A 26345-nucleotide genomic window follows, 5' to 3' on the forward strand; every position below is an offset into this window, starting at 1 on the left:
CTTGTCAGGGCTCGCGATGACGATGGGCGGTGGTGCGCCCCGTCAGGGGCGCGGGGAACTGCGCGACCAGCCCAGGACGGGCCGCAGGCGCGACGAAACCCTGGCCGACAACGGCGCGGGGTTCTTCAGTTCAGGCGGCGCACAAGGCGCCGCTCCGCCATCGCATCCCAGGGATCTGCCCCGGCTCCGCCCCGATGTGGTACCGCACCCGCCTGCCCCGCACGCGCCGCGCAGGCGCCCGGCAGCCGCGAGGGCGGCAGCCGGGTGCGAGGCGGGCGAAGGCGGTCATCGGGAGGGGTCAGCTCCGTCCGTGGCGGAGGGCCGGGTGCGCGCCCGCGGCGACCAGGTCGGAGACCGCGGACTTCGGGTCGCGGCCGGTCACCAGGGACTCGCCGACAAGCACCGCGTCGGCGCCCGCGTTGGCGAAGGCGATGAGGTCGTGCGGCCCGCGCACACCGGACTCCGCGATCTTGACGACGCTGTCCGGCAGCTCGGGCGCGACGCGCTCGAAGGTGGAGCGGTCGACCTTGAGAGTCTTGAGGTCGCGGTTGTTGACGCCGATGACCCGTGCCCCCGCGTCGACGGCCCGCTCGGCCTCGTCCTCGTCGTGCACCTCGACGATCGGCGTGAGGCCGATCGACTCGGCGCGCTCGATGAGCGACTCCAGGGCGGGCTGTTCAAGTGCGGCAACGATCAGCAGAACGAGATCGGCGCCGTAGGCCCGTGCCTCCCACAGCTGGTACGAGGTGACGATGAAGTCCTTGCGGAGCACCGGGATGTCGACCCTGGCCCGGACGGCCTCCAGGTCGGCGAGCGAACCGCCGAAGCGGCGCTCCTCGGTCAGTACGGAGATGACGGCCGCGCCGCCCGCCTCGTAGTCGGCGGCGAGCCCCGCCGGATCGGCGATCGCGGCGAGCGCGCCCTTGGACGGGCTGGAGCGCTTGACCTCACAGATGACCTTGACCCCGTCGCCGCGCAGTGCGGCGGCGCCGTCCTTGGCCGCCGGAGCCTTCGCCGCGCGCTCCTTGAGCTCGTCGAGGCTGACGCGCGCCTGCCGTTCCGCGAGGTCGGCACGGACTCCGTCGATGATCTCGTCGAGCACACTCACGCGAGCGGTCCCCTTCCCTGACGGTAAAGCTGCTGTTTGAACCTCAAGCTGTCCGGCTGCCTCATCAGGCATTCCGTTGGTCACTGCGATGGTATCCGCAGGAGGGCGAAGGCCCCGCATCCGGTTGACACCAGTCCCACGTCCTGGACACTCCGCAACCCCTCGGGCCTGCGCGTTCACCGTTCAATCAAGGGTGCAGCCATGCCCCGAACGGCAGATTGCGTACGAGGGTGAAGACGGCGATCAGCGCCCCGATGCCGTACAGCTGTGCGGTTCCCAACGCGATCCGCAGAGGCCGCCCGCGCACCGCCCGCACCGCCCACAGGGTCCACACCGCGGCGAACACGACGTACCCGGCGACGGCGAGCGCGTTGGCGCCGAGTGCCGTGCCGATGTCGCCGTGGATGAAGGCGTGGGCGCTGCGCAGTCCGCCGCAGCCGGGGCAGAAGATGCCGGTCAGCCGGAGCAGCGGACAGGCCGGGTAGTGGCCCGGCTCGTTCGGGTCGACGGTCCCCACGTACGCGAAGGCGGCCACGACCGAGCCGAGCACGCCGACGGGCACGGCGAGGCGCCGCAGCGCGAGGCCTGCGGCCGGTGCCGTGCTCCCGGGTTCAGCGTTCACCCGACGCATTCTGCCCTCCGGGGGCGCCCGCCGCCCTGCGGGGAGACACGCATGAGGCGGCCCGGCACCTGCCGGACCGCCTCATGCGTGTGCGTACGAGAAACCCGTACGGGAATCCCGTACGAGAGAAACTCAGCCCTCGGAGTGCGCGAGCTGGGCCGTCTGCGGCTGCCGCTTGGGGGCCTGGCCGAGGCCCGCGGCGCGCATGGCGACGCCCACGAGGCCGCCGACGCCGATGATGACCATGCCGGCCCAGAATCCGAGCGGGTTCGCCATCACCATGAAGGCACCCGATACGCAGAAACCGATGAAGGCGATGATGACACCGGTCCAGGCGGCCGGGGTGTGTCCGTGGCTGCTGCCCGCCATGACTTGCTCCTCGTTGCTGTATGCGTGGTGGTGAGTCGAACGCTCACTGCTCCATTGTCCCGTACTCGCGGGAATGCCGTGAGCGGGGGGTCATGCCTCGCGGGTCGGGTCCTCGCCGCGGTCGAGTGCCTTCCACAGGTCCTCGGGCCGGTCGGGGTCCACCTTGGGGGCCGCCTTGCGGGGGCGGGGGGCGCCGTCACGCTCGTAACGCCCGGACATCGCGGGCCAGGACCTGCCGTACGTCAGGGCGAGCAGCCCGGCGACCAGGATCAGCGCGCCTGCGGCAGCCGCGGCGTACGGCCAGCCGGTGTGGCTGAGATCACTGATCGTCGCGGCGGCGTCGCCGGAGGCCTCGGCGGCCTTCTCGTCGAGCGCGCCGCTGTCGTTCGCGGCGAGGAGGGCGGCGGCCACCATGCCCGCGCCGCTCAGCGCGAGCAGCAGCGAGACGAGCATCCGGCCCGCCTTGCGGACCGCGAAGACGGCGACGAGGGCGGCCAGGCCCACTATCGCCAGGGCCGCGGGCACGCCCGTGACATCGCTGCCCGTGGCGGTCAGCGGCAATTCGCCGCCCGCCACCGACGCGGTGCCGTGGGCCCAGGCCCGGCGGGACGCGAGCAGTGCGAGAGCCGCGCCGACGGCGCCGAGCAGCAGGGCCACGGCGATGCTGCGGCGGCCGCCGCGCCGGGCCCGGGTCTCGGGTTCGGCGTCGGCCGTGGCGGCGTCGGTTCGGGGCGTTGGTACGGCAGAAGTCACCCCTCCACTATCCCTCACGTCCATCCGTGGGCCGCAGCCGGTTCGCCGTGTGGACGGCCCGCAGGACCGCGGCCGCCTTGTTGCGGCACTCGGTGTCCTCGGCGACCGGGTCGGAGTCGGCGACGACTCCCGCGCCCGCCTGCACATACGCCGTGCCGTCGCGAAGCAGCGCGGTGCGGATGGCGATGGCGGTGTCGGAGTCGCCCGCGAAGTCGAGATAGCCGACACAGCCGCCGTAGAGGCCGCGCCGGGACGGTTCGACCTCGTCGATGATCTGCATCGCGCGCGGCTTGGGCGCCCCGGAGAGGGTGCCCGCGGGGAAACAGGCGGTGAGGACGTCGAAGGCGGTGCGGCCTTCGGCGACCTGTCCGGTGACCGTCGACACGATGTGCATGACGTGCGAGTACCGCTCGATCGACATGAAGTCGACGACCTCGACCGAACCGGGCTCGCAGACGCGCCCCAGGTCGTTGCGCCCCAGGTCGACCAGCATCAGATGCTCGGCACGCTCCTTGGGGTCGGCGAGCAGTTCGTCGGCGAGCGCCTGGTCCTCCTGCGGGGTGGCGCCGCGCGGCCGGGTGCCGGCGATGGGGTGCACCATGGCGCGCCCGTCCTCGACCTTGACCAGGGCTTCGGGCGAGGACCCGACCACATCGAAGCCGTCGAAGCGGAAGAGGTACATGTACGGCGACGGATTGGTCGCCCGCAGCACCCGGTAGACGTCCAACGCGCTTGCTTCACAAGGGGTTTCGAAGCGCTGCGAGGGGACGACCTGGAAGGCCTCGCCCGCGCGGATGCGCTCCTTGATGTCCTCGACGACTGCCTGGTACTGCTCGCCGCCCCACAGCCCCGTGTACTCCGGGAGCTCGGACGGCGGCAGGGCGGAAGCGGGCTGGGCGACGGGCCGGGACAGATCGGCCTCCATCGCGTCGAGCCGGGCGACCGCGTCGGCGTACGCCTCGTCGACGCCCGTCTCCAGGTCGTTGTGGTTGATCGCGTTGGCGATCAGAAGCACGGACCCGTCCCAGTGGTCGAGGACGGCGAGATCGCTGGTGAGCAGCATGGTCAGTTCGGGCAGCCGGAGATCGTCCCGCTCGCCGGGGCCGATCTTCTCCAGGCGGCGCACGATGTCGTACCCGAGATAGCCGACCATCCCGCCGGTGAACGGCGGCATCCCGGACCCCAGGTCGTGCGGGGTGTGCAGGGTCTGGACGGTGGCGCGCAGGGCGTCGAGCGGGTCGCCGGACGTGGGGACGCCGATGGGCGGGGTGCCGAGCCAGTGGGCCTCGCCGTCGCGCGTGGTGAGGGTGGCGGCGCTGCGGACGCCGACGAAGGAGTAGCGAGACCATGAGCGGCCGTTCTCCGCGGACTCCAGGAGGAAGGTGCCGGGCCGCTCGGCGGCGAGCTTGCGATAGAGCGCGACCGGAGTGTCGCCGTCCGCAAGGAGCCTGCGGCTGACGGGGATCACTCGGCGGTCGCTCGCGAACTTGCGGAAGGTCTCGAGATCCATGGGAGGAGCTTACGGCCGTGTGGGTGGGGGCCGGTGTCGGTGGCGCTCGCGTGCGACGCGAGCCGCTAGAAGGGGACGATGAAGACGACCGGACACCGCGCCCTCACCCCTCTCGCCCTCCTCGTCGCCGCGACCGCGTTCGCGGCCGCCGCGCCCGACCAAGTGGTGTGGCCCGCCCCCAAGGACGTACCGGAGCGGGTCCGGGCGGCGGGCCTGGAGATGCTCGACGCCGAGGCGATGGACATGCACATCCACACGACCCTGAAGGTGTACTCCGACGGCCGCCCCGTCACGGTCCCCGCGGACCTGGGCATCGACCGCTCGGGCCCGAAGCCGCGTTACAGCCCGCTGCACACGCACGACACGAGCGGCACGCTGCACGTCGAGTCGGAGCGGTGGCAGGACTTCACGCTGGGTCAGCTGCTGACCGAGTGGGGCGTACGCGATCGGGTACGGGAGGACAACTGCCACGCCGACATCGCGGGGCACCGGGTGCCCGGCGACCCGTCCCGCATCGTGCTCAGGGACGGCGAGACGATCACGGTGCGGTGCCGGTGACGTGGGCTTCGGTCACTCCTCGGTGCCGGTGAAGGTGACCGTGAGGGTGTCGGTGTCGAAGCAGGTGCGGGTGCCCGTGTGACAGGCGGCGCCGATCTGGTCGACCTGGACCAGGACGGTGTCCGCGTCGCAGTCGAGGGCCACGGACTTCACGTACTGGAAGTGGCCGGACGTGTCCCCCTTGACCCAGTACTCCTGGCGGCTGCGCGACCAGTAGGTGCAGCGCCCCGTGGTGAGCGTGCGGTGCAGCGCCTCGTCGTCCATCCAGCCCAGCATCAGCACCTCGCCGGTGTCGTACTGCTGGGCGATGGCGGGGACGAGCCCGTCGGCGCCGCGCTTGAGGCGGGCGGCGATCTCGGGGGCGAGGCTGCTGGGCGGGGGCGTGGCGGTCATACGGCCATTGTGCCGCGCCGGTGTGGTCCGGTCGGCCCGCGTCCACTGCACGGACGGCCTACTCGGTCGTAGGCTGGGGGTATGTCGACCCATGCAAAGCGTGAACGACTCCTCCTCGCCGATCTGTTGGAGGCGGCGGGCCCCGACGCGCCCACCCTCTGCGAGGGCTGGAACGCCCGGGATCTCGCGGCCCATGTGGTGGTGCGCGAGCGCCGCGCGGACGCCGCGGGCGGGCTCCTGATCAAGCAGCTGGCCGCGCGGCTCGAACGGGTGCAGGCCGAGTTCGCCGCGAAGCCGTACGAGGAACTGATCCAGCTGATCAGGACAGGTCCGCCGCGCTTCTCGCCCTTCTCCCTCAAGCAGATCGACGAGGCGTCGAACGCCGTCGAGTTCTACGTCCACACCGAGGACGTGCGCCGCGCCCAGCCCGACTGGACGCCGCGCGATCTTGACCCCGTCTTCTCCGACGCACTCTGGTCCCGCCTGGAGCGGATGGCCCGCCTGGTGGGCCGCAAGGCCCCCGTCGGCGTGGTCCTGCGCCGCCCCGACGGCCGGACGGCGGTGGCGAACCGCGGCACCCCGGTGGTGACGGTGACCGGGGAGCCCGCCGAGCTCCTGCTGTTCGCGTACGGCCGCCAGGACGCGGCCAACGTGGAACTGGACGGCGAGAAGGACGCGGTGGCGAAGCTGCACGAGGCCAAGCAGCTGGGGATCTGACAGGGGTCCGGGCGGGCCCTTCCCGCCCACCCGCCCGATCACCCCGCAGCTCGGCCGCGCCGAACAAGCCTTTCCCGCCCACCCGCCCGAAACCCCGAATTGCCCGCCCACCCCGCCGGTAGGTAGGGGCGGGGCTGGGGAAAGAATCAGCTCGGCAGCTCAGCCCCCCGCAACCCCCGCGAGCACACCCCATACAGCCCCGCCAGGCCGCAGGCCACCGCGCTCGAGGTGAAGACCGGCGCCGTCCCCCACGCCTCCACGGCGACCCCTGCCACGGGGTACGTCAGCGGCGCCACGCCCAGGCTGACAAGACCCGCGACGGCGGTGACCCGCCCCAGGTAGGCGGGATCGGACGCGGTCTGGGCGAGGGCCCCGGACACCGCCCCCGTGAGACCCACGACGAGCCCCGTCACGAACGCCACCCCCACGGCGCCCCAGAGCTGCGGCACAAAGGCGATCCCGGCGACTCCCACCGCTCCCAGAAGACACGTGACGGACAGGACGAGCCCCGCCCTCGCCACCCGCCCCCGCACCGTCAGCCACAGCGCCGACGCCCCGGCCCCCGCCCCGAATCCGGCCAGCACGAGGCCCATCCCCGACGCGCCCCACCCCCGCTCGTCGGCCAGCATGACGAGCCCGATGTTCAGCGGCCCGACGAACCCCAGGTCGGCGAGGGCGACGACGACCATCAGCGGCGCGAGGACCCGGTGCCGCCGGATGTAGCGCAGCCCGTCCCCCAGTTCGCGCCACGCCGTCCGCCCACCGTCCGCCGCGTCGTCGGGCGGCAGCTCCCCCATGCGGACGGACATCAGCAGCGGCAGCGACACCGCGAACAGCAGCCCCGCGATGCCGAACGCCGCCGCCGGACCGCCGAGCGCGACACCGAGCCCGCCGAGCGGCGCCCCGACAACATGGGCGAGCCGGATCACCAGCCCCCGCATGCCCTGCACCCGCGCCAGCTGGTCCCGCCCCGTGACCCGGGCGGGCAGCGCACCCACGGCCGGCATGAACAGCGCGTCGACCGCCCCGAAGACCAGACCGAGTAAGGCGAGCAGCCACAGCCCGGGGCTCGTCACGACCAGCAGCACCGCCACCGTGAGCACCGCCGCACACCGCACCGCGTCACTGCCGATGACGACCCGCCGCGGCCCGAACCGGTCGGCGATCACTCCCCCGCCCAGCATCAGCAGGGCCCGCGGGACGGCGCTCACGGTCATCACCAGGCCCGCCTGCGAGGGACTTCCGGACTGCACCGCCGCCCAGGACAGGGCCAGGTAGTAGATGTTGTCGCCGACGGCTGACGCGCTGTACGCGCCGAGCCAGCGCAGGACGTTGCCGTCGCGGTGCGCGGGGCGTTCCCCGGCGGGGGCCGTGCGTATGACGGGCGTCGCGGTCACGGTGGGAAGCCCTTCAGGGAGTCCGGAACGGGAAGCTGTACAGATGCAGCGCGACGTTCTCGCGCCCCTCGGTGTCGCCCGCCGCCTCAGCGGCCTTGCCCTGCTCCTCGTACGTCTTGATGAGGGCGTGGATCTCCTCGTTCAGCCGCGTGAGCTCGCCGGGGTTCAGCCGGGCGAGGAAGTCCGACTGGTCGGCGGCCAGGCGCCACCGCTCGCCCCAGGCCGTCTGCTGGTCCAGGTAGGTCTCGTACTGCTCCTTGCGGAATGCGATCATCCGGCGGACGAGCGCCGCGTGCGCCGCGACCCCCTCCGGCGTGTCCTTGAAGTCCTCGTGCCGGAAGCTCACGGTCTCCTGCGCGGCCTGCCACCACCGCTCCCGCGCGTCCCCGCTCTGCGCATCGGCCTCCTCGATGAGGCCGTGCTCGGCCAGCTTGCGCAGGTGGTAGCTCACGAGTGAGACGGCCTCGTCGACCTGTGCGGCGAGGTGCGACGCGGTCGCCGGGCCCGCCACCCGCAGCGTGCCGTAGATCTTCAGGCGCAGGGGATGCCCGAACGCCTTGAGGGTGCCGAGGTCGGTGATCCGACGGGGCTCGGGGGGCTTGGGCTGCTTGTCGTCCATGCCCTGAAACGTAGATGTGAAAGAAAACTTGCGCAATATAAATTGCGCAAGTTTCCCTTCGCATCTCGGCAGCAGTAAGCCCCGGCCGCCACAGGGCGACCGGGGCTTACCAACGGAAAAGCGCCTCAGCGGACGGGGTGCCCCGCCCCCCGCAGCGTCTCCTTCACCTCGCCGATCCGCAGATCCCCGAAGTGGAAGACCGACGCGGCGAGCACCGCGTCCGCGCCCGCGGCGATGGCGGGCGGGAAGTGCTCCAGCTTCCCCGCGCCACCGGAGGCGATCACCGGAACCGTGACGTGCCCCCGCACCGCCTCGATCATCTCGATGTCGTAGCCGTCCTTCGTGCCGTCCGCGTCCATCGAGTTGAGCAGGATCTCCCCCGCGCCCAACTCGGCGGCCTGGTGCGCCCATTCGACGGCGTCGATCCCGGCGGACTTGCGGCCGCCGTGGGTCGTCACCTCGAAGGAACCGGAGGCAGTCCGCCGCGCGTCCACCGAGAGCACAAGCACCTGGCGGCCGAAACGCTCCGCGATCTCGCGGATCAGCTCGGGGCGCGCGATGGCGGCCGTGTTCACGCCCACCTTGTCGGCACCGGCCCGAAGGAGCTTGTCCACGTCCTCGGCGGTGCGCACTCCCCCGCCCACCGTGAGCGGGATGAAGACCTGCTCGGCGGTGCGCCGGACCACGTCGTACGTGGTCTCGCGGTTGCCGGAGGACGCGGTGATGTCCAGGAAGGTGAGCTCGTCGGCGCCCTCGGCGTCGTACACCTTGGCCATCTCGACGGGGTCGCCCGCGTCGCGCAGATTCTGGAAGTTGACACCCTTGACGACGCGGCCGTTGTCCACGTCCAGGCAGGGAATGACTCGTACGGCCAGGGTCATGACGGCTCAGCTCCCCGGTACGCCTCGACCTCGACCTCGACGACCAGGCTCGGGTCGATGAAGCCGGAGACGATGATCATGGATGCGGCGGGGCGGACGTCGTCGAAGAGCTCCTTGTGGGCCCTGCCGACCTCGTCCACGTCCCGCGCGTGGGTCAGATACATGCGGGTGCGTACGACGTGCTCGCGGCCGAGGCCCAGCTTCTTGAGGGCCTCGACGGCTACGTGGAACGCGTTGGCAGCCTGCTCGTAGGGGGTTCCGGCGTCTATGACGCCATTGACCACCGACGTACAACCCGACACCAGGACAAGGCCGTTGGGCAGCTCGACGGCGCGGGAGTAGCCGACGGCTTCCTCCCACGGTCCGCCCGAGCTCACCCTGCGGACGATGTCGCTCATGACGACACCGCTGCGAGGGCCTCTTCCAGCGTGAAGGCCTTCGCGTAGAGCGCCTTTCCGACGATCGAGCCCTCGACGCCCTGCGGGACGAGCTCCGCGATCGCGCGCAGGTCGTCCAGGGACGAGACACCGCCGGAGGCGACCACCGGGCGGTCCGTCGCCGCGCAGACGTTGCGCAGGAGCTCCAGGTTCGGGCCCTGCAGCGTGCCGTCCTTGGCGATGTCGGTGACGACATAGCGGGCGCAGCCCTCGGCGTTGAGGCGCTCCAGGGTTTCGTAGAGGTCGCCGCCGTCGCGGGTCCAGCCGCGGCCGCGCAGGGTCGTGCCGCGTACGTCGAGGCCGACCGCGATCTTGTCGCCGTGCGAAGCGATGACCTTGGCGACCCACTCCGGGGTCTCCAGGGCCGCCGTACCGAGGTTCACGCGCGTGCAGCCGGTGGCGAGCGCGGCCTCCAGGGACGCGTCGTCGCGGATGCCGCCGGACAGCTCGACCTTGATGTCCATGGCGCCCGCGACCTCGGCGATCAGCGCGCGGTTGTCGCCGGTGCCGAACGCGGCGTCCAGGTCGACCAGGTGCAGCCACTCGGCGCCCGACCGCTGCCAGGAGAGGGCGGCCTCCAGCGGGGAGCCGTAGGAGGTCTCCGATCCGGACTCGCCATGGACGAGGCGCACGGCCTGGCCGTCACGGACGTCGACGGCGGGGAGGAGTTCGAGCTTGCTCACAGAGGTCCCTGACATTCCTAGAGGGTTCCGATCCAGTTGGTGAGGAGCTGGGCGCCGGCGTCGCCGGACTTCTCGGGGTGGAACTGGGTGGCCCACAGTGCGCCGTTCTCGACGGCGGCCACGAAGGGCTCGCCGTGCGTGGTCCAGGCGACCTTGGGGGCACGGAAGGCGGGGTTGCCGACCTCGAAGTCCCAGTCGTGCACGGCGTACGAGTGCACGAAGTAGTAGCGGGCGTCGGCGTCGAGGCCCGCGAACAGCTGGGAGTCCTCGGGCGCCTTGACTGTGTTCCAGCCCATGTGCGGCACGATGTCGGCCTTCAGCGGCTCGACGACGCCGGGCCACTCGTCGAGGCCCTCCGTCTCGACGCCGTGCTCGATGCCGCGGGCGAAGAGGATCTGCATGCCGACGCAGATGCCCATCACGGGTCGGCCGCCCGCGAGCCTGCGGCCCACGATCCAGTCGCCGCGCGCCTCCTTGAGCCCCTGCATGCAGGCGGCGAAGGCGCCGACGCCGGGGACGAGCAGGCCGTCGGCGTTCATGGCCTTGTCGTAGTCACGGGTGATCTCGACGTCCGCTCCCGCGCGTGCGAGGGCGCGCTCGGCGGAACGGACGTTCCCGAAGCCGTAGTCGAAGACGACGACCTTCTTCTGGGGAGTCTGGGGAGTGCTCATGGCGTGTGCGTTCCTCCTCAGTTCCAGTAGTCGAGCCGCAGGACGCCCGCGGCCAGGCACATGGCGGCGCCGATGGACAGGAGCGTGATCATGCTCTTCGGCATCCCCTGCTTGACGAAGGAGATGACACCGCCGATCAGGAAGAGTCCGACGACGATGAGGATGGTGTTGAGACCAGTCATGGTTTTACAGCGCGCCCTTCGTGGAGGGGAGGATCCCGGCGGCGCGCGGGTCACGCTCGGAGGCGTAACGCAGGGCGCGGGCCAGGGCCTTGAACTGGCACTCCACGATGTGGTGGGCGTTGCGGCCGTAGGGCACGTGCACGTGCAGGGCGATCTGGGCCTGCGCGACGAAGGACTCCAGGATGTGCCGGGTCATCGTCGTGTCGTACGTGCCGATCATCGGCGCCATCGTCTCGGGCTCGGTGTGCACGAGGTAGGGGCGGCCGCTCAGGTCGACGGTCACCTGGGCGAGCGACTCGTCGAGCGGGACCGTGCAGTTGCCGAAGCGGTAGATGCCCACCTTGTCGCCGAGCGCCTGCTTGAAGGCGGCGCCGAGCGCGAGGGCCGTGTCCTCGATGGTGTGGTGGGTGTCGATGTGCAGGTCGCCCTCGGTCTTGACCGTGAGGTCGAAGAGGCCGTGGCGGCCGAGCTGGTCGAGCATGTGGTCGTAGAAGCCGACACCCGTCGACACCTCGACCTTGCCGGTGCCGTCGAGATCGATCTCGACGAGGACCGACGTCTCCTTGGTGGTTCTTTCGACCCGTCCAACGCGGCTCATGCCTGCTGCTCCTTCTTCAGTTCGCGTACCGCATCGAGGAACGCGTCGTTCTCTTCGGGGGTTCCGGCGCTGACCCGCAGCCAGCCGGGCACTCCGTTGTCCCGGACCAGGACGCCCCGGTCGAGGATCCGCTGCCAGACCGTGTGGGCGTCTTCGAACCGCCCGAACTGCACGAAGTTGGCGTCCGAATCGGTCACTTCGTAGCCGATCGCACGCAGCTCGGTGACGAGCCGGTCGCGCTCGGCCTTGAGCTGCTCGACGTACTTCAGGAGCGTGTCGGTGTGTTCGAGGGCGGCGAGCGCGGTTGCCTGGGTGACGGCCGACAGGTGGTACGGCAGGCGTACGAGCTGCACGGCGTCGACGACCGCCGGGGCGGCGGCCAGATAGCCGAGGCGCAGACCGGCCGCGCCGAACGCCTTCGACATGGTGCGCGAGACGACCAGATGCGGCCGTCCCTCGATCAGCGGGAGCAGCGAGTCGCCGTGGCTGAACTCGACGTACGCCTCGTCGACCACGACCATCGACGGCTTGGCGGCCTGCGCGGCTTCGTAGAGCGCGAGGACCGTCTCGGCCGAAACGGCGTTGCCCGTGGGGTTGTTGGGCGTGGTGATGAAGACGACGTCGGGCTGGTTCTCGGCGATGGCCTTCGTCGCCGCTTCGACGTCGATGGTGAAGTCGTCCGTGCGGGGGCCGGAGATCCAGCCCGTGCCGGTGCCGCGCGCGATGAGGCCGTGCATCGAGTACGACGGCTCGAAGCCGATGGCGGTGCGTCCTGGCCCGCCGAAGGTCTGCAGGAGTTGCTGGATGACCTCGTTGGAGCCGTTGGCCGCCCACACGTTGGCGAGAGTGACCTCGTGGCCGCCGGTGCGGGTGAGGTAGCGCGCGAGCTCGGTGCGCAGCTCGACCGCGTCCCGGTCGGGGTAGCGGTTGAGGTCGCGGGCGGCCTCGCGGACCCGCTCGGCGATGCGCTCGACGAGCGGCTCCGGGAGCGAGTAAGGGTTTTCGTTGGTGTTCAGGCGTACGGGTACGTCGAGCTGGGGCGCCCCGTAGGGGGACTTGCCGCGCAGTTCGTCGCGTACGGGGAGATCGTCGATGTTGGTCACTTGTTGCCCGGCACCTTCCACCCGAAGCGGGCCTTGATGGCGGCACCGTGCGCGGGCAGGTCCTCAGCCTCGGCCAGCGTCACCACGTGGTGGGCGACATCGGCGAGCGCCTCGCGCGTGTAGTCGACGATGTGGATGCCGCGCAGGAAGGACTGGACGCTGAGCCCCGAGGAGTGGCAGGCGCAGCCGCCGGTAGGCAGGACGTGGTTGGAGCCGGCGCAGTAGTCGCCGAGGGAGACCGGCGCCCAGGGGCCGACGAAGATCGCGCCCGCGTTCTTCACGCGCTCCGCGACGGCGGCGGCGTCCGCGGTCTGGATCTCCAGGTGCTCGGCGCCGTACGCGTCGACGACGCGCAGGCCCTCGTCCAGGCCGTCGACCAGGACGATCGCGGACTGGCGGCCCGCGAGCGCGGGCACGATCCGGTCCTCGACGTGCTTGGTCGCGGCGACCTGCGGCTCCAGCTCCTTGGCGACCGCGTCGGCCAGGTCGACGGAGTCCGTGACGAGCACGGCGGCCGCGAGCGGGTCGTGCTCGGCCTGGCTGATCAGGTCGGACGCGACGTGCGCCGCGTCGGCCGTGTCGTCCGCGAGGACCGCGATCTCGGTGGGTCCCGCTTCGGTGTCGATGCCGATGCGTCCGGTGAAGTAGCGCTTGGCGGCGGCGACCCAGATGTTGCCGGGCCCGGTGACCATGTTGGCCGGGGCGCAGGTCTCGGTGCCGTACGCGAACATCGCGACGGCCTGGGCGCCGCCGACCGCGTACACCTCGTCGATGCCGAGGAGCGCGCAGGCGGCCAGGATGGTGGGGTGCGGAAGCCCGCCGAATTCCTTCTGCGGCGGGGACGCAAGCGCCATCGACTCGACGCCGGCCTCCTGGGCCGGGACCGCGTTCATGATCACGGAGGACGGGTAGACGGAGCGGCCGCCCGGCGCGTACAGGCCCACGCGCTCGACCGGCACCCACTTCTCGGTGACCGTGCCGCCGGGCACGACCTGCGTGGTGTGCGGGGCGCGGCGCTGCTCGCGGTGGACGATGCGGGCGCGCCGGATCGACTCCTCAAGGGCTTCGCGCACGGCGGGCTCGAGACCCGCGAGGGCCTCGGCGAGCGCGGCCGCGGGGACGCGGACCTGGTCGAGCCGTACGCCGTCGAACTTCTCCGCGTAGTCGATCAGCGCCGTGTCGCCACGATGATGCACGGCCTCGCAGATGGGCCGTACCTTCTCCAGGGCGGCCGCGACGTCGAAGTCGGCACGGGGCAGCAGGGCGCGCAGGGCGGGGCCCTCGGGGAGGGCGTCGCCGCGCAGATCGATTCGAGAGATCACGTGGCCAATTCTCTCAGACCAGGATTCCGCGCCGGACCCTGTATCACTGGCTGATATAGATCCCGGAAGACCACGTTCACCACTAGCGTTCAGCTGCTCACTGAGCGGGCATGAACAGGTGTACGAGGCGCAAACGCAGCGCGGCACGGGATCGCAGTACGGGGAGGACAACAGCAGTGGTCGACGGCACCGGCACCGGGGACCCGCCGGATGGACTGACCGCCGCCGAGATCGGCATGTGGCAGGCCTTCCGCAACGGCAGCGTCTACGACCTCCGGTCGGGGGACGCGATGGCCGACGATCCGCACGGCGGCCACCCCTGGGGTCCGGAACGCAGCGTGCGCGCACGCATCGTGTGCTGGCTGCTGCTCGAGGGGCCGCCCGCGCTCTCGGGCCGGGTCTCGTCGCTGAAGCTCTCGGGCCTCCAGATCACGGACGTACTCGATCTGGCGGGCGGCGAGATCCTTCCCTACGCGGAGCTGAAGCACTGCCGCTTCGAGAAGGAAGTGCTCGTCCCCGAGGCCAAGTTCACCACCCTGCGCCTGGTCAACTGCTCGATCCCGCGCGTGGAGGCGGCCCGCGTGCACACGGAGGGCGATCTGCATCTGCCGCGCTGCCGGATCCACAACGGCATGCGGCTCACGGACGCCCAGATCGGCACCGACCTGCTGCTCAACCAGGCCGTGATCTACCGCGACCGGCGCGGGTACTCGATCATGGGCGACGGGCTCTCGGTCGGGCAGGACCTGCAGGCCGAGATGATGGAGTCGCACGGTCAGCTGAGCCTGCGCGGCGCGAAGATCGGCGTCTCCTTCAGTCTGCGCGGCAGCAAGCTCGCCAACCCGTACGGACCGCGCGCGCTCAACGCCCCGCAGCTGACCGTGGAGCGCACGCTCTACATGACGCCCGGCTCGCCCGGTGACCCGCTCAGGACCAGCGGCCAGACACCCGCGCGCGGCACGCGCGTACAGCGCTTCGAGTCCCAGGGCGGCATCCGGCTCGACGACGGGCGGTTCGGTGACGCCGTCGACATGGGCCAGGCGCGCTTCACCCTTGAGAACGACCAGGAGGTGTCGCTGCGCCGCGTCCAGACCCCCGAGCTGCGCTTCCTCGGCGAGGCCCCGCAGCGCGGCAAGATCATTCTGTCCGGTGCGAAGGTCGTCAACCTGATCGACAAGTCGACCAGTTGGCCAGGGCCCGGCGGCCTCCAGATGGGCGGCTTCAGTTACGAGAACCTCGTCCCGCAGGGCAGCTTCCCGCTCTCCCGGCGGCTGAGCTGGGTGGCGGCCGCGACCGCCGAGTACAACCCCGAGCCGTACGAGAAGCTGGCCACGGTGCTGCGCAACGGCGGCGAGGACGCCGACGCCCGCGAGGTACTGCTCGCCAAGCAGCGCAGACGCCGCGAGACGCTTCCGCTGGCGGCGAAGCTCTGGGGCTTCGCCCAGGACTGGACGGTCGCCTACGGCTACCGGCCCGGCCGGGCGGCCCTCTGGATGGCGGTGCTGTGGGCGGTGAGCGCGGTGGCCTTCACGCGCGCGGACCATCCGGCGATCAAGCCGGGCGAGCACCCGAACTGGAACCCGGCCCTGTTCTCCCTCGACCTGCTGCTCCCGGTCATCAACCTCGGCCAGGACAGCTACTGGCAACTGCGCGGCGGCTGGCAGTGGTTCGCGGCGATCCTCATCCTGCTCGGCTGGGTGCTCGCGACGACGGTCGCTGCGGGGGCGACACGGCTGCTGCGGAGGAACTGAGGAGGGCCCCAGGGGGGCGCCAGGGGGCTAACGGGGCTTCAGATTTTGCCTGCCCTTGACCGTTCCCCAGGCAACCGAACGACCGATGCCAAAGCGTCACCAACTACCCCCTGGTACTGCTCCCACCTGCGGTTTTCAATACCCACACCATGCACCTGCTGCGCGCTCTGATCCGCACCTCCCGGATGGTCAAGCACACCCCGCTCCTCGCCGCCGGTCTGACCCCCGACGACGAGGTGCTCCTCGACGTGCCCGACGACCGGCTCGGCCCGGCGCTCGTCGCCGCGGGCCGGGGCGACCACGGCCCGGCCGCCAAGCTGCTCGCCATGACCCGCGAGGCCGCCGAGTGGGAGAACCGCGACCGCTACACCACCCGCCTCGCCGCCTTCGCCCGCTCCCGCTCCGAGTGGTTCGACGACTGGCAGTCCGCCGCCCCGCACGACCCGGACGCGCTGCTCCTCAAGGCCGAACTCGCGGTCGTCCGCGGCTGGGAGTCGCCCGCCCGCGCCGAACTCCTCCGCGAGACGGCACCGCTGCTCACCGCGGCCGCCGAGGCCGACCCCCGCGACCCCGTGCCCTGGCGGATCGCCCTTGACCACGCCCGCGGCACCCACGCGTCCCAGACGGTCTTCGACGAGGTGTGGGCCGAAGCGGTGCGCCGCTCGTCGCACCACTACGGCTGCCATGCCTCGGCCCTGCAGTACCTCTCGGCCACCTGGTACGGCTCGCACCGCCAGTGCTTCGACTTCGCCGAGTCCGCGGCCCGTGCCGCGCTGCCAGGATCGCTGATCCAGGCGCTGCCCGCGCGGGCCGCCTTCGCCTATCTGACCAGCGCGTCGGGGAACGTGCCGCGCGAGCGCCTGGACGCGGCGGCCGACCTGGGCATCGCCCTGTCCGCCGAGTACGAGGCCGGGGACCCCTGGCCGGCCGAGGTCCGCAACCTCCTCGTCTGCGTCCTGGTCCGCCTGGAGCGCTGGCACGACGCCCTGGAGCAACTGCGCCTCATCGGGCCGTACGCGACGTCGTTCCCCTGGGACCGTCTTGCCGACGATCCGCTCGGCCAGTTCCTCGAACTGCGCGACGGCGTGCGCATCGAGGTGGCGTCCACGACCCCGCTGCGCACCGGGCGAGGACGTGCCCACCGCGGCGACCATTAGGCTTTTGGCTCGTGACCACCGTCCGGCTTCCGCTCTTCCCGCTCAACTCGGTGCTGTTCCCGGGGCTCGTGCTCCCGCTGAACGTGTTCGAGGAGCGTTATCGCGCCATGATGCGCGACCTGCTCAAGACTCCCGACGAGGAGCAGCGGCTCTTCGCCGTCGTAGCGATCCGCGACGGACTCGAAGTGGCGCCGAGCGCACCGGGCCTCCCGGACCCGACCTCGCAGCCCGAGCAGGGGCCCGCCGCCGGGTTCGGTGACGACCCGCTCAAGGCCTTCCACGCGGTGGGCTGTGTGGCGGACGCGGCGACGATCCGGGAGCGCGCCGACGGCGGCTTCGAGGTCCTGGCCACCGGCACCACCCGCGTCCGGCTGCACTCGGTGGACGCGTCGGGCCCGTTCCTCACCGCCGAGGTCGAGGAGCTGCCCGAGGAGCCGGGCGAGGAGGCGGGCACGCTGGCCGCGGGCGTCCTGCGGGCGTTCCGCGCCTACCAGAAGCGGCTCGCCGGGGCGCGCGAGCGGTCCCTGTCCACGGGCGCCGAGCTGCCGGACGACCCGTCCGTGGTGTCGTATCTGGTCGCGGCGGCGGCGGTCCTCGACACCCCGACCAAGCAGCGGCTGCTCGAAGCCCCCGACACGGCCGCGCGCCTGCGCGACGAGCTGAAACTCCTTCGCGCGGAGACCGCGATCATCCGTAATCTGCCGTCGTTGCCCGCGACGGACCTCACGCGCGGCACCACGAGCCTCAACTGACGTACGCACCATCTGACGTACGACGCATGACGTAAGGCGTGAACGCTTTGGCGAAGAAGCAGAAGAAGCAGTCGGGCACGGGCGGCACCCCCGCGACGGTCGCCCTCACCGCGGCGGGCACCGGCTACACCGTCCACGCGTACGAGCACGACCCCGCGCACCCCTCGTACGGCGACGAGGCGGCCGAGGCGATGGGCGTCTCCCCCGACCGGGTCTTCAAGACCCTGGTGGCCGAGGTGGACGGCGAGCTGACGGTGGCCGTGGTCCCCGTGGCGGGCACCCTGAACCTCAAGGCGCTGGCCGCCGCGGTCTCCGGCAAGCGCGCGGTGATGGCCGACCCGGCGGCCGCCGAGCGCACCACGGGGTACGTACGGGGCGGCATCTCCCCGCTCGGCCAGCGCAAGAAGCTGCGCACGGTCCTGGACGACTCGGCGTCGGCCCACGCCACGATCTGTGTGTCGGCGGGCCGCCGCGGCCTGGAGGTGGAACTCGCCCCGGCCGACCTGGCGGCGCTCACCGGCGCGGTACTGGCCCCGATCGGGCGCGAATAACCCCTTCGAGCCCCGTCGAGCCCCTTCGGCATCAGGCGTGAAGTGACCCTCGACGCCCGCCCGGTTCTCGACTAGTACCACCCTCATGTCGAAGAAGACGCGCAAGAGGAAGTGGCGGGTGAGGAAGGGCAAGGCGAACCACGGGAGGCGCCCCGCCTAATGGTTCGAGCTGTCCTCGGGCCGAGCCGGATCCCCGTACGCGAGGGGGTACGGCTCGGGGTCCCGCGGCCCGAACAACGCGGTAAGGCCCAGGTGCACAAGGAGCGCGGCGACGGGCCACGCGAGCAGCGTGCCCTTGGCGTTGAGCTCCAGGGGCGCGTCGAACACCACGCCCTTGCCCACCGACTTCGCGTGCGCGACGACATCCGTATCGGGCCCGAGGAAGATCCCGAGCCGCCAGGCGAGCACCGCGCCGAGCAGGCCACCCGCCGTGAGGCCGACGACCAGCGGAATCCCGCCGCGCTTGCGGAGCAGGAAGACGACGAGTCCGCTCACCGCGCCGAAGCCGAGTGCGAGCAGAGTGAACGTTCCGTCGACCCCGATCGCCTGCTCGCCCTCGGTGTCCTTGAGATACACCGCGTCGTTGTCCGCGATCAGCGGCACACGCGGGGCGAGCCACAGCCACAGCAGCCCGAGCAGTACGCCGCTGACAGCCACCGCGACCGCGATGACCACGGCCTGCCGCACTTCGGTCTTCATGCCGGGCCCGTCCTCCTCGTGAGCCGACGGGGCAACGTCTCCGGACGGATCGGCGGCTTGCTGCCAGGGGTCGTGAGGGGACTCGCCGTGGGGCGGTTGGGAGGGCGTCAGCGGTGCAGTCACCCACACATGGTGCCAGTAGTACCTGAGTGCCGCTTCACCGCACAGCCGCGCGGCGGTAGGCCCAGGTGGCGATGGCCAGCGAGGCGACGCCGACCCCCGCGCACACCGCGAGGTCGAACCCGACGGCCGCCCACTCCGGGTCGGGCCCGAAGGTGCGGGCGAGCGCCTCGACTCCGTACGTCGAGGGCAGCAGATCACGCGCGTACTGCAGGATCTCCGGCATCCGCTCGGCCGGAAGCACACCGAGCAGCAGCGCCGCCGACATGCCCAACTGGCCGAGCAGGGTGGCCAGTTCGGGCCGCGGCGCGAGCAGCCCGAGGGCCGCGCCGAGCCCCGCGAGCGCGGCGCCCGCCAGCGGGATCACCGCGACGAGCACCCACAGATGGGTGAGCGGAAGGCCGAAGAGTCCGCAGCCGACGACGGCGGTGACGAACGTGCCGGGCACGGTGAACGAGGCGTAGGCGGCCGCGGCGCCGAGAACCACCGCGGCGGGCGGCACGGGCAGCGTGGCGTAGTGGTCGAGCCCGCCGTCGGACCGCAGCTGCCCGAAGTACTGCGCGAGCAGGTTGAGCGCGACGAACGCGACGACGAGCACGGAGGACCCGGCGACGACGGCACGCGCCTCACCGCCCCCGTCGACCACGCCCCGCATCAGGATCATGATCCCGACGGACTGGAAGGTCGCCACGAAGAGCAGGGGGATACGGGCCACCCGCGCCCGGGAGAGCTGCGCGCGATAGACGGCCGAGAGCGCGGGGAACAGCCGCGCACGGGGCCCAAGGGGCGCGGGGGCGTCGGCCTGCCGCTCGTGGCCGTCGTCAGCCCGTACCGCGGCTTCCAAAGGAACCGCACTCATCGGACGCCCCTCCTGATCATGTGCCTGTCTCGTCGCCGGCTGGCCGGAATCACGCCTTTACCAGCCCCTTGGCATTCCCGCCCAGGGCAAGGTAGACGTCCTCCAGGCTGGGCGTGGCCAGGGTGAAGTCGTCGAGCGAGGCGAAGGCGGCCCCGCCGGTGATCGCCCCGACCGCGGCCCGTGCCTCGTCGGGGGCGAGCCGCAGCGACCAGCGTCGCCCGGATTCCACCGCGGACGAGCGCAGCGCCGCCACCTCGGGGACATCCAGCGGCGCCCGGTCACGCCACACCAGTTCCACCCGGACCTCCCCCGCGACCTGCTCCTTGAGCCCGGCCGGGGTGTCGCAGGCGATGACCTTGCCGTGGTCGAGTACGGCGACGCGGTCCAGGACCGTCTCGGCCTCGATGACGTTGTGGGTGACGAGCAGGACCGTCGTGCCGCGCTCTGCCCGGCGCCGGTCGACGGCGCCCCAGACGGCGCGCCGTGCGATGGGGTCCATGCCGGTCGTCGGCTCGTCGAGGACGAGCAGCGGCCGCTCGCCCACCAGCGCGGTGGCGAAGCAGGCGAGTCTGCGCTGCCCGCCGGAGAGCTTCTTCAGCGGCCGCGACGCGAGGGGCGTGAGCGCAAGCTCTTCGAGTACGCCGTCGCGCTCGGCCCGCGCCTCGCGCACATCGAGGCCGCGCAGGCGTGCGGTCGTCTCGACGGCCAGCGAGACGGTCAACTCGTCGAGCGCGGTGGACTCCTGCCCCAGGTAGGCGAGGATCCGCGCGGCCCGCTCGGGGTGGCGCAGGATGTCGTGGCCGAGGATCTCGACGCCGCCGCTGTCGGGCCGCATCAGGCCGGTCAGCTGGCGCACGAGCGTGGACTTGCCGGCGCCGTTGGGCCCGAGCAGGCCGAAGATCTCGCCGCGCAGCACGTCGAGGCTGATGCCGTCGGTGGCGCGCACCGCGGGCGTGGCCGGCGTGCCGCGCCGGCCACGGGCGGCGGGATACGTCTTGACGAGGTCGCGCACCGCGCAGACGGCATCGCTGCCGTGACCCTGTCGGAGCCCTTGGCGGACCACCTGTACCGAGCGCGTACTCACGAAGGACGAGGGTACGGGGTCCCGTGCACGGCACGACGCCCGGGGCGCCCCGTACGCCCTGTATCGGTCATCTCCGTACGCGTGTGTCACTCCCCCGAGCGGTCGCCCGCCGGCGCGTGTTCGACCGCCGTGCGGACGTCGATCTCGCGCCAGAAGCCCGCCCGGATCGCGTACCGGTCGTGCTCGTCGATCTGGTCGTCCTTGTGCGCGAGCAGGCCGAACCGGGCCGCGTACCGCAGCAGCTCGCCGTCGACGCGGTGCGGGATGCGCGGGTACATCGTCGAGAGCTTCTGCAGGTTGTGCTGTTCGGGCAGGCGGGCCATCCAGCGGCGCGCGAACACCTGCCCCACCTCGAAGGGGTCTCCGCCGACGGTGGTGATGTCCTCCTCGCGGTCGGCCCAGCGCTGCTCGGCCGTGGTCAGCTGGGCCAGCGTCGGCAGCGCCGCGGCCTCCGCGCTCTCGGCGGCGCCGCCGGGCCGCTCGACCCAGCCCTTGTCGGACGACCACCGCAGCGTCGCGTTGGTGGGGTGCTGTGCGGCGGCGGCCAGGGCGCCGGGGCCGCGCAGGGCGGCCAGGTCCTTGGGGGTGGGGACGCCCTTGCCCGCGGGGATGTGGTGGGGGGCGCCGCTGTCGCCGTTGGCCGTGCTCTCCGTGTGCTGCACGCCGGCGGCCTCGTCGGCGGCCCGCTGGGCGCTTGCGGCGAGCGCGGACTCGGGAAGGGGCGCGGAGAGGATCGCGGCGATCTCCGGGCGCGGCGCGGGCGGCGGCGCGCAGACGCCGGTGAGCTCCTTGGCGCGTACGGCCTTGGTGATCCAGGCCCGGTCGAGGACGCGGCGCTCGTCGGCCTCGGCGACCAGGTCCTCCGACTGGTTGTAGTCGCCGTCGCCGGCCTGCACGGCCCACAGGTGGACGGCGACGCCGTGCTCCTTGGCGGCCATCATGCCGGGCAGCAGGTCCCCGTCGCCGGTGACGAGCACGACGTCCGAGCAGGCGCGGTTGCGGGCAAGCTCGGTCAGCTCGGCGTGCATGGCGGCGTCGACGCCCTTCTGGGCCCACCGCCCGTCGCTGCGGGTCAGCGCGCCCAGGCGGACCGTCACGCGCGGCATGACCCGCAGCCTTCGGTGCTCGGGCTGGGGCACGCGGTCGGGGGCGCCGTCGAACCAGTAGATCCGCAGCAGGGGGCGCTCGGTGTCGGACTCGGCGCGCTCTCGGATGCCCTGGATCAGGGCGGCGTGATCGACGGTGATCCGGGACCGGGACGGCTCGCCCGCGAGGAGACTCGCGGCGGCACCCAGCAGATACCCGGCGTCCACCAGGACGATGCAGCGGTCCACGCGATCCACCCTCTTTCCCTGGAGATTCCCTGGAAGTCATGGCTCGGGAAGTAATGCTTCGGGTTTCCTTCGAGTCTGCCCGACCCTGCGGAGGTTAACGGCCGGAACTCGATCTTCGGCGTGGCGTGTCTCGACTTCACTCCCCGAGAACCCTTATTACGCACGGTAATTCTCTGAAATGCGCGCTTTGCCGCCATATGTGAGTCTGGTCGCGTCCTGGCCCCCAGATCCCCCTCAGGAGGAAGATCACAATGGCCAAGAAACAGCACCGCAAGACCGGCGTCTCGGACCGGGGTCGCGCTTCGTCCGCCGAGCAGGCGCAGGAGCAGGCGACCAAGACGTCCGCGGAGCAGGCCGAGTCGAGGATGAAGGACGCCGTGAAGTCACAGGGCAGCCCCGCCGAGGTCGCCCGCAAGCACCAGCGCCGCTTCGGCCACAACTGACCTACACGCAGGCACACATGAAGGGGCGCACCCGGGCTTCCGGGTGCGCCCCTTCATACGGTGGGCCGGGTACTACCCCGCCAGGCAGGACGGGCCGAGCAGCACCTTCAGGTCACCGAAAAGGGCCGGATCGGGCTGCACGCGGTGCCGGTCGAGCCGCAGCACCGTGGTCTTCTGCGCCCCCTGGAGCTTGATCCGCACCTCGCTGTTGCCCCGGTGGTGGCTGAGGATCTCGCCGAGGCGGCTGACCATCGGCGGGGTCACCTTCACCGTCGGGATGGTGATCAGGACGGGCGCGTTGGTGCCCGCGTTCGACAGGTCGGGGACCTGGAGCTCCATCGCGACCAGGCGCGGCACGTCCTCGCGCTTGTCGAGGCGGCCCTTGACGAACACCACGGCGTCCTCGACGAGTTGGGTCGACACCAGCTGGTACGTCGCCGGGAAGAACATGCACTCGATGGAACCCGCGAGGTCCTCGACGGTGGCGATCGCCCAGGCGTTGCCCTGCTTGGTCATCTTGCGCTGGAGGCCGGAGATGATGCCGCCGATGGTGACGATCGAGCCGTCCGAGTAGTCACCGCCGGTGAGCTGTCCGATGCCCGCGTCGGCCTTGTCGGACAGCACGTGCTCCAGGCCGAAGAGCGGGTGGTCGGAGACGTACAGACCGAGCATCTCCCGCTCCTGGGCGAGCAGATACGTCTTCTCCCACTCGTCGGTGGAGAACTCCACGTCGAGCCCGAAGCCCGGCTCGTCGCCGGAGTCGTCGCCCCCTCCGAAGAGGTCGAACTGCCCTTCCGCTTCCTTGCGCTTGACCGCGACGACGTTGTCGATCATCGGCTCGTACTGCGCGGTCAGGCCCTTGCGGGTGTGCCCCATGGTGTCGAAGGCGCCCGCCTTGATCAGCGACTCCGTGGTCCGCTTGTTGCAGGCGGTGGCTTCGACCTTGTCGAGGTAGTCGGGGAAGGAGGTGTACTTCCCCTTCGCCTTGCGCGAGCGGATGATCGACTCGACCACGTTCGTGCCGACGTTGCGGACCGCCTCCAGGCCGAAGAGGATCACGTCGTCACCCTGGGCGGCGAAGTTGTGCACGGACTCGTTCACGTTGGGCGGCAGCACCTTGATGCCCATGCGCCGGCATTCGTTCAGGTAGATGGCCGACTTGTCCTTGTCGTCCTTCACCGAGGTGAGCAGCGCGGCCATGTACTCGGCCGGGTAGTTCGCCTTCAGGTAGGCGGTCCAGTAGGTGACCAGGCCGTACGCCGATGAGTGCGCCTTGTTGAACGCGTATCCGGCGAACGGGACCAGGACGTCCCACAGGGCCTTGATCGCGGCGTCCGAGAAGCCCTTCTCCTTGGCGCCGGCCTGGAAGAGAACGAAGTTCTTCTCCAGCTCCTCGGGCTTCTTCTTGCCCATCACGCGGCGCAGGATGTCGGCTTCGCCGAGCGAGTAGCCGGCGATGATCTGCGCGGCCTTCTGCACCTGCTCCTGGTACACGATGAGGCCGTAGGTCAGGCCGAGCGTCTCCTTCAGGGGCTCTTCGAGCTCCGGGTGGATCGGCGTGATCTCCTGGCGGCCGTTCTTGCGCTCCGCGTAGTTCGTGTGGGAGTTCATGCCCATCGGGCCCGGCCGGTACAGGGCCGAGACGGCGGAAATGTCCTCGAAGTTGTCGGGCTGCATCTGGCGGAGCAGCGAGCGCATCGGGCCGCCGTCGAACTGGAAGACGCCGAGCGTGTCACCGCGGCAGAGCAGTTCGTACGTCTTGGGGTCGTCCAGCGGGAGGGAGAGCATCTCCAGGTCGATGCCCTTGTTGGACCGCACCATCTTCACGGCGTCGTCCATGATGGTGAGGTTGCGCAGGCCCAGGAAGTCCATCTTGATCAGGCCGAGCGACTCGCACTGGGGGTAGTCCCACTGCGTGATGGTCACGCCGTCCGTGTGCCGCACCCAGACCGGGGCGTGCTCGATGATCGGCTCGCTGGACATGATCACGCCGGCGGCGTGCACGCCCATCTGCCGGACCAGGCCCTCCACACCCTTCGCGGTGTCGATGACCTTCTTCACGTCCGGCTCGTTCTCGTACATCCCCCGGATCTCGCCCGCCTCGCTGTAGCGCGGGTGGGTGGGGTCGGTGATGCCGGAGAGGTCGATGCCCTTGCCCAGGACGTCGGCGGGCATCGCCTTGGTGAGGCGGTCGCCCATCGCGTACGGATATCCGAGCACGCGCGCGGAGTCCTTGATCGCGTTCTTGGCCTTGATCTTGCCGTACGTGCCGATCATGGCGACCTTGTCGGCGCCGTACTTCTCGGTCACGTACCTGATCACTTCGACGCGCCTGCGCTCGTCGAAGTCGATGTCGACATCGGGCATGGAGACGCGCTCGGGGTTGAGGAACCGCTCGAAGATCAGCCCGTGCGTGATGGGGTCGAGGTCGGTGATGCCCATGGCGTAGGCGACGATCGAACCGGCCGCGGAGCCACGCCCCGGGCCCACCGCGATGCCGTTGTTCTTGGCCCACATGATGAAGTCGGCGACCACGAGGAAGTACCCCGGGAACCCCATCTGGATGATGATGTCCATCTCGTACTCGGCCTGCTTCTGCCGGTCGTCCGGGACACCGCCGGGGTAGCGGCGGGCCATGCCGCGCCGCACCTCCTCCTTGAACCAGGTGGTGTTGGTGTAGCCCTCCTCCGGGATGTCGAACTTCGGCATCAGGTCGCGCTTCTCGAACATCCCGGTGGTGTCGATCTGCTCGGCGACCAGCAGGGTGTTGGCGCAGCCCTCCTGCCAGGCGTCCGAGGAGTCGATGGCGTACATCTCGTCCGTCGACTTCAGGTAGTAGCCCGTCCCGTCGAAGCGGAAGCGGTCCGGGTCCGAGAGGTTCTTGCCGGTCTGGATGCAGAGCAGGGCGTCGTGCGCGGTCGACTCGTGGGCGTACGTGTAGTGCGAGTCGTTCGTGACCAGGGGCGGGATGCCCAGCTCCTTGCCGATCTTCAGGAGGTCGTCGCGGACCCGGCGCTCGATCTCGATGCCGTGGTCCATCAGCTCCAGGAAGTAACGGTCCTTGCCGAAGATGTCCTGGTACTCGCCCGCCGCCTTGCGCGCTTCCTCGTACTGCCCCAGGCGCAGGCGGGTCTGGAGCTCTCCGGAGGGGCAGCCGGTGGAGGCGATCAGGCCCTCCGACCACTGGGAGATGGTCTCCTTGTCCATACGCGGCCACTTCTGCAGCCAGCCTTCGGCATACGCGTCCGAGGAGAGCCGGAACAGGTTGTGCAGACCGGTCTTGTTCGCCGCCCAGATCGTCTTGTGGGTGTAACCACCCGAACCGGACACGTCGTCACGCTTCTGGTGCGGCTGCCCCCACTTGATCTTCCGCTTGTTGCGCCGCGACTCCGGCGCCACATACGCCTCGATGCCGATGATCGGCGTCACGCCGGCCTTCTGCGCGGAGTGGAAGAAGTCGTACGCCCCGTGGAGATTGCCGTGGTCGGACATGGCGATGTGCGACATGCCCATCTCTTTACACGCGTTGAACATGTCCTTCAGCCGCGCGGCACCGTCCAGGAGCGAGTACTGGGTGTGGACGTGGAGGTGCGTAAAGGGCGGCTTGGTCACGGCGGGAGGCCTCCGAATTGTCACTGCGGCGCGAAGCGCCTCGTTGAGGGGCGGTGGTCG

General features: G+C 70.9%; 28 protein-coding genes. 7 read left to right on the forward strand and 21 right to left on the reverse strand.

The window, feature by feature from the left end:
• Positions 1-298 precede the first annotated feature (298 nt).
• The 5 genes from trpC to AB0O76_RS24755 all read right to left on the reverse strand — a co-directional run bounded on the left by trpC (position 299) and on the right by AB0O76_RS24755 (position 4362).
• Positions 299-1108 (reverse strand): indole-3-glycerol phosphate synthase TrpC, encoded by an 810-nt coding sequence (trpC, locus tag AB0O76_RS24735; RefSeq protein ID WP_266868057.1) that lies wholly within the window; start codon positions 1106-1108, stop codon positions 299-301.
• A 187-nt stretch (positions 1109-1295) separates the two neighbouring features.
• Complete coding sequence (locus AB0O76_RS24740) at positions 1296-1739, reverse strand: DUF2752 domain-containing protein (RefSeq protein ID WP_365495212.1); 444 nt, start codon at positions 1737-1739, stop codon at positions 1296-1298.
• A gap of 123 nt (positions 1740-1862) precedes the next feature.
• Complete coding sequence (locus AB0O76_RS24745; protein ID WP_365495215.1) at positions 1863-2099, reverse strand: HGxxPAAW family protein; 237 nt, start codon at positions 2097-2099, stop codon at positions 1863-1865.
• Between the two features lie 90 nt (positions 2100-2189).
• Positions 2190-2852, reverse strand: a complete 663-nt coding sequence (locus AB0O76_RS24750; RefSeq protein ID WP_365495218.1) for a TIGR02234 family membrane protein — start codon at positions 2850-2852, stop codon at positions 2190-2192.
• Positions 2853-2859: 7 nt separating this feature from the next.
• Complete coding sequence (locus tag AB0O76_RS24755) at positions 2860-4362, reverse strand: anthranilate synthase component I (RefSeq protein WP_365495220.1); 1503 nt, start codon at positions 4360-4362, stop codon at positions 2860-2862.
• 78 nt (positions 4363-4440) lie between these two features.
• On the opposite strand from AB0O76_RS24755, the gene AB0O76_RS24760 reads away from it, so the two are divergent.
• Complete coding sequence (locus AB0O76_RS24760) at positions 4441-4920, forward strand: hypothetical protein (RefSeq protein ID WP_365495223.1); 480 nt, start codon at positions 4441-4443, stop codon at positions 4918-4920.
• A gap of 12 nt (positions 4921-4932) precedes the next feature.
• Here the strand turns inward: AB0O76_RS24760 and hisI are convergent, their stop codons facing one another.
• Positions 4933-5313, reverse strand: coding sequence for a phosphoribosyl-AMP cyclohydrolase (hisI, locus tag AB0O76_RS24765; protein ID WP_365495226.1), 381 nt, complete (start codon positions 5311-5313; stop codon positions 4933-4935).
• Between the two features lie 81 nt (positions 5314-5394).
• Here hisI and AB0O76_RS24770 point away from each other — a divergent pair, with 81 nt between their 5' ends.
• Complete coding sequence (locus tag AB0O76_RS24770) at positions 5395-6030, forward strand: TIGR03085 family metal-binding protein (RefSeq protein ID WP_365495229.1); 636 nt, start codon at positions 5395-5397, stop codon at positions 6028-6030.
• A gap of 146 nt (positions 6031-6176) precedes the next feature.
• Here the strand turns inward: AB0O76_RS24770 and AB0O76_RS24775 are convergent, their stop codons facing one another.
• The 10 genes from AB0O76_RS24775 to hisD all read right to left on the reverse strand — a co-directional run bounded on the left by AB0O76_RS24775 (position 6177) and on the right by hisD (position 13923).
• Positions 6177-7427, reverse strand: coding sequence for an MFS transporter (locus AB0O76_RS24775; RefSeq protein WP_365495232.1), 1251 nt, complete (start codon positions 7425-7427; stop codon positions 6177-6179).
• A 13-nt stretch (positions 7428-7440) separates the two neighbouring features.
• Positions 7441-8046 (reverse strand): helix-turn-helix domain-containing protein, encoded by a 606-nt coding sequence (locus AB0O76_RS24780; RefSeq protein ID WP_365495235.1) that lies wholly within the window; start codon positions 8044-8046, stop codon positions 7441-7443.
• Between the two features lie 125 nt (positions 8047-8171).
• Positions 8172-8927 carry an imidazole glycerol phosphate synthase subunit HisF gene (gene hisF / locus AB0O76_RS24785; protein ID WP_365495238.1) on the reverse strand — a complete coding sequence of 252 codons (756 nt, stop codon included), beginning with the start codon at positions 8925-8927 and terminating at the stop codon, positions 8172-8174.
• Entirely contained in the window at positions 8924-9325 is a 402-nt protein-coding gene (locus AB0O76_RS24790) for a RidA family protein (RefSeq protein WP_365495241.1), read from the reverse strand. The genes hisF and AB0O76_RS24790 overlap by 4 nt, the downstream gene beginning before the upstream one ends.
• The gene (gene priA / locus AB0O76_RS24795) at positions 9322-10047 is read right to left on the reverse strand and encodes a bifunctional 1-(5-phosphoribosyl)-5-((5-phosphoribosylamino)methylideneamino)imidazole-4-carboxamide isomerase/phosphoribosylanthranilate isomerase PriA (protein ID WP_365495605.1); all 726 of its coding nucleotides are present in this window, start codon (positions 10045-10047) and stop codon (positions 9322-9324) included. The genes AB0O76_RS24790 and priA overlap by 4 nt, the downstream gene beginning before the upstream one ends.
• Positions 10048-10064: 17 nt before the next feature.
• Positions 10065-10718, reverse strand: coding sequence for an imidazole glycerol phosphate synthase subunit HisH (gene hisH / locus AB0O76_RS24800; RefSeq protein WP_365495244.1), 654 nt, complete (start codon positions 10716-10718; stop codon positions 10065-10067).
• A 17-nt stretch (positions 10719-10735) separates the two neighbouring features.
• The gene (locus AB0O76_RS24805) at positions 10736-10900 is read right to left on the reverse strand and encodes a hypothetical protein (protein ID WP_365495247.1); all 165 of its coding nucleotides are present in this window, start codon (positions 10898-10900) and stop codon (positions 10736-10738) included.
• Positions 10901-10904: 4 nt separating this feature from the next.
• Positions 10905-11498, reverse strand: coding sequence for an imidazoleglycerol-phosphate dehydratase HisB (gene hisB, locus AB0O76_RS24810; protein WP_135330188.1), 594 nt, complete (start codon positions 11496-11498; stop codon positions 10905-10907).
• Entirely contained in the window at positions 11495-12601 is a 1107-nt protein-coding gene (locus AB0O76_RS24815; RefSeq protein ID WP_365495250.1) for a histidinol-phosphate transaminase, read from the reverse strand. The genes hisB and AB0O76_RS24815 overlap by 4 nt, the downstream gene beginning before the upstream one ends.
• Positions 12598-13923: a histidinol dehydrogenase gene (gene hisD / locus AB0O76_RS24820; RefSeq protein ID WP_365495253.1), complete on the reverse strand. Its 1326-nt coding sequence runs from the start codon at positions 13921-13923 to the stop codon at positions 12598-12600. The genes AB0O76_RS24815 and hisD overlap by 4 nt, the downstream gene beginning before the upstream one ends.
• 236 nt (positions 13924-14159) lie before the next feature.
• Here hisD and AB0O76_RS24825 point away from each other — a divergent pair, with 236 nt between their 5' ends.
• The 4 genes from AB0O76_RS24825 to ybaK all read left to right on the forward strand — a co-directional run bounded on the left by AB0O76_RS24825 (position 14160) and on the right by ybaK (position 18134).
• A complete protein-coding gene (locus tag AB0O76_RS24825) occupies positions 14160-15674 on the forward strand; it encodes an oxidoreductase (RefSeq protein WP_365495608.1) in 1515 nt (504 codons plus the stop codon).
• 149 nt (positions 15675-15823) lie between these two features.
• The gene (locus tag AB0O76_RS24830) at positions 15824-16831 is read left to right on the forward strand and encodes a hypothetical protein (protein WP_365495256.1); all 1008 of its coding nucleotides are present in this window, start codon (positions 15824-15826) and stop codon (positions 16829-16831) included.
• An 11-nt stretch (positions 16832-16842) separates the two neighbouring features.
• Entirely contained in the window at positions 16843-17583 is a 741-nt protein-coding gene (locus AB0O76_RS24835; RefSeq protein WP_365495259.1) for an LON peptidase substrate-binding domain-containing protein, read from the forward strand.
• A gap of 47 nt (positions 17584-17630) precedes the next feature.
• Positions 17631-18134: a Cys-tRNA(Pro) deacylase gene (ybaK, locus tag AB0O76_RS24840; protein WP_360763935.1), complete on the forward strand. Its 504-nt coding sequence runs from the start codon at positions 17631-17633 to the stop codon at positions 18132-18134.
• Between the two features lie 156 nt (positions 18135-18290).
• Here ybaK and AB0O76_RS24845 read toward each other — a convergent pair whose 3' ends face one another.
• From AB0O76_RS24845 to AB0O76_RS24860, 4 genes are all read right to left on the reverse strand, one after another.
• On the reverse strand, positions 18291-18956 hold the full coding sequence (locus AB0O76_RS24845; protein ID WP_365495262.1) for a DUF2567 domain-containing protein: 666 nt from the start codon (positions 18954-18956) through the stop codon (positions 18291-18293).
• A 34-nt stretch (positions 18957-18990) separates the two neighbouring features.
• Positions 18991-19812 carry an ABC transporter permease gene (locus AB0O76_RS24850; RefSeq protein ID WP_365495265.1) on the reverse strand — a complete coding sequence of 274 codons (822 nt, stop codon included), beginning with the start codon at positions 19810-19812 and terminating at the stop codon, positions 18991-18993.
• A 49-nt stretch (positions 19813-19861) separates the two neighbouring features.
• Positions 19862-20875, reverse strand: a complete 1014-nt coding sequence (locus tag AB0O76_RS24855) for an ABC transporter ATP-binding protein (RefSeq protein ID WP_365495611.1) — start codon at positions 20873-20875, stop codon at positions 19862-19864.
• A gap of 107 nt (positions 20876-20982) precedes the next feature.
• Positions 20983-22230, reverse strand: a complete 1248-nt coding sequence (locus tag AB0O76_RS24860) for an NYN domain-containing protein (RefSeq protein ID WP_365495268.1) — start codon at positions 22228-22230, stop codon at positions 20983-20985.
• 251 nt (positions 22231-22481) lie between these two features.
• On the opposite strand from AB0O76_RS24860, the gene AB0O76_RS24865 reads away from it, so the two are divergent.
• Entirely contained in the window at positions 22482-22673 is a 192-nt protein-coding gene (locus AB0O76_RS24865; protein ID WP_365495271.1) for a hypothetical protein, read from the forward strand.
• 72 nt (positions 22674-22745) lie between these two features.
• Here the strand turns inward: AB0O76_RS24865 and dnaE are convergent, their stop codons facing one another.
• Complete coding sequence (gene dnaE, locus AB0O76_RS24870) at positions 22746-26285, reverse strand: DNA polymerase III subunit alpha (protein ID WP_365495274.1); 3540 nt, start codon at positions 26283-26285, stop codon at positions 22746-22748.
• Between the last annotated feature and the right edge of the window lie 60 nt (positions 26286-26345).

Origin of the sequence: Streptomyces sp. NPDC086554 (assembly GCF_040686095.1) — a bacterium.
Lineage (GTDB): Bacteria > Actinomycetota > Actinomycetes > Streptomycetales > Streptomycetaceae > Streptomyces.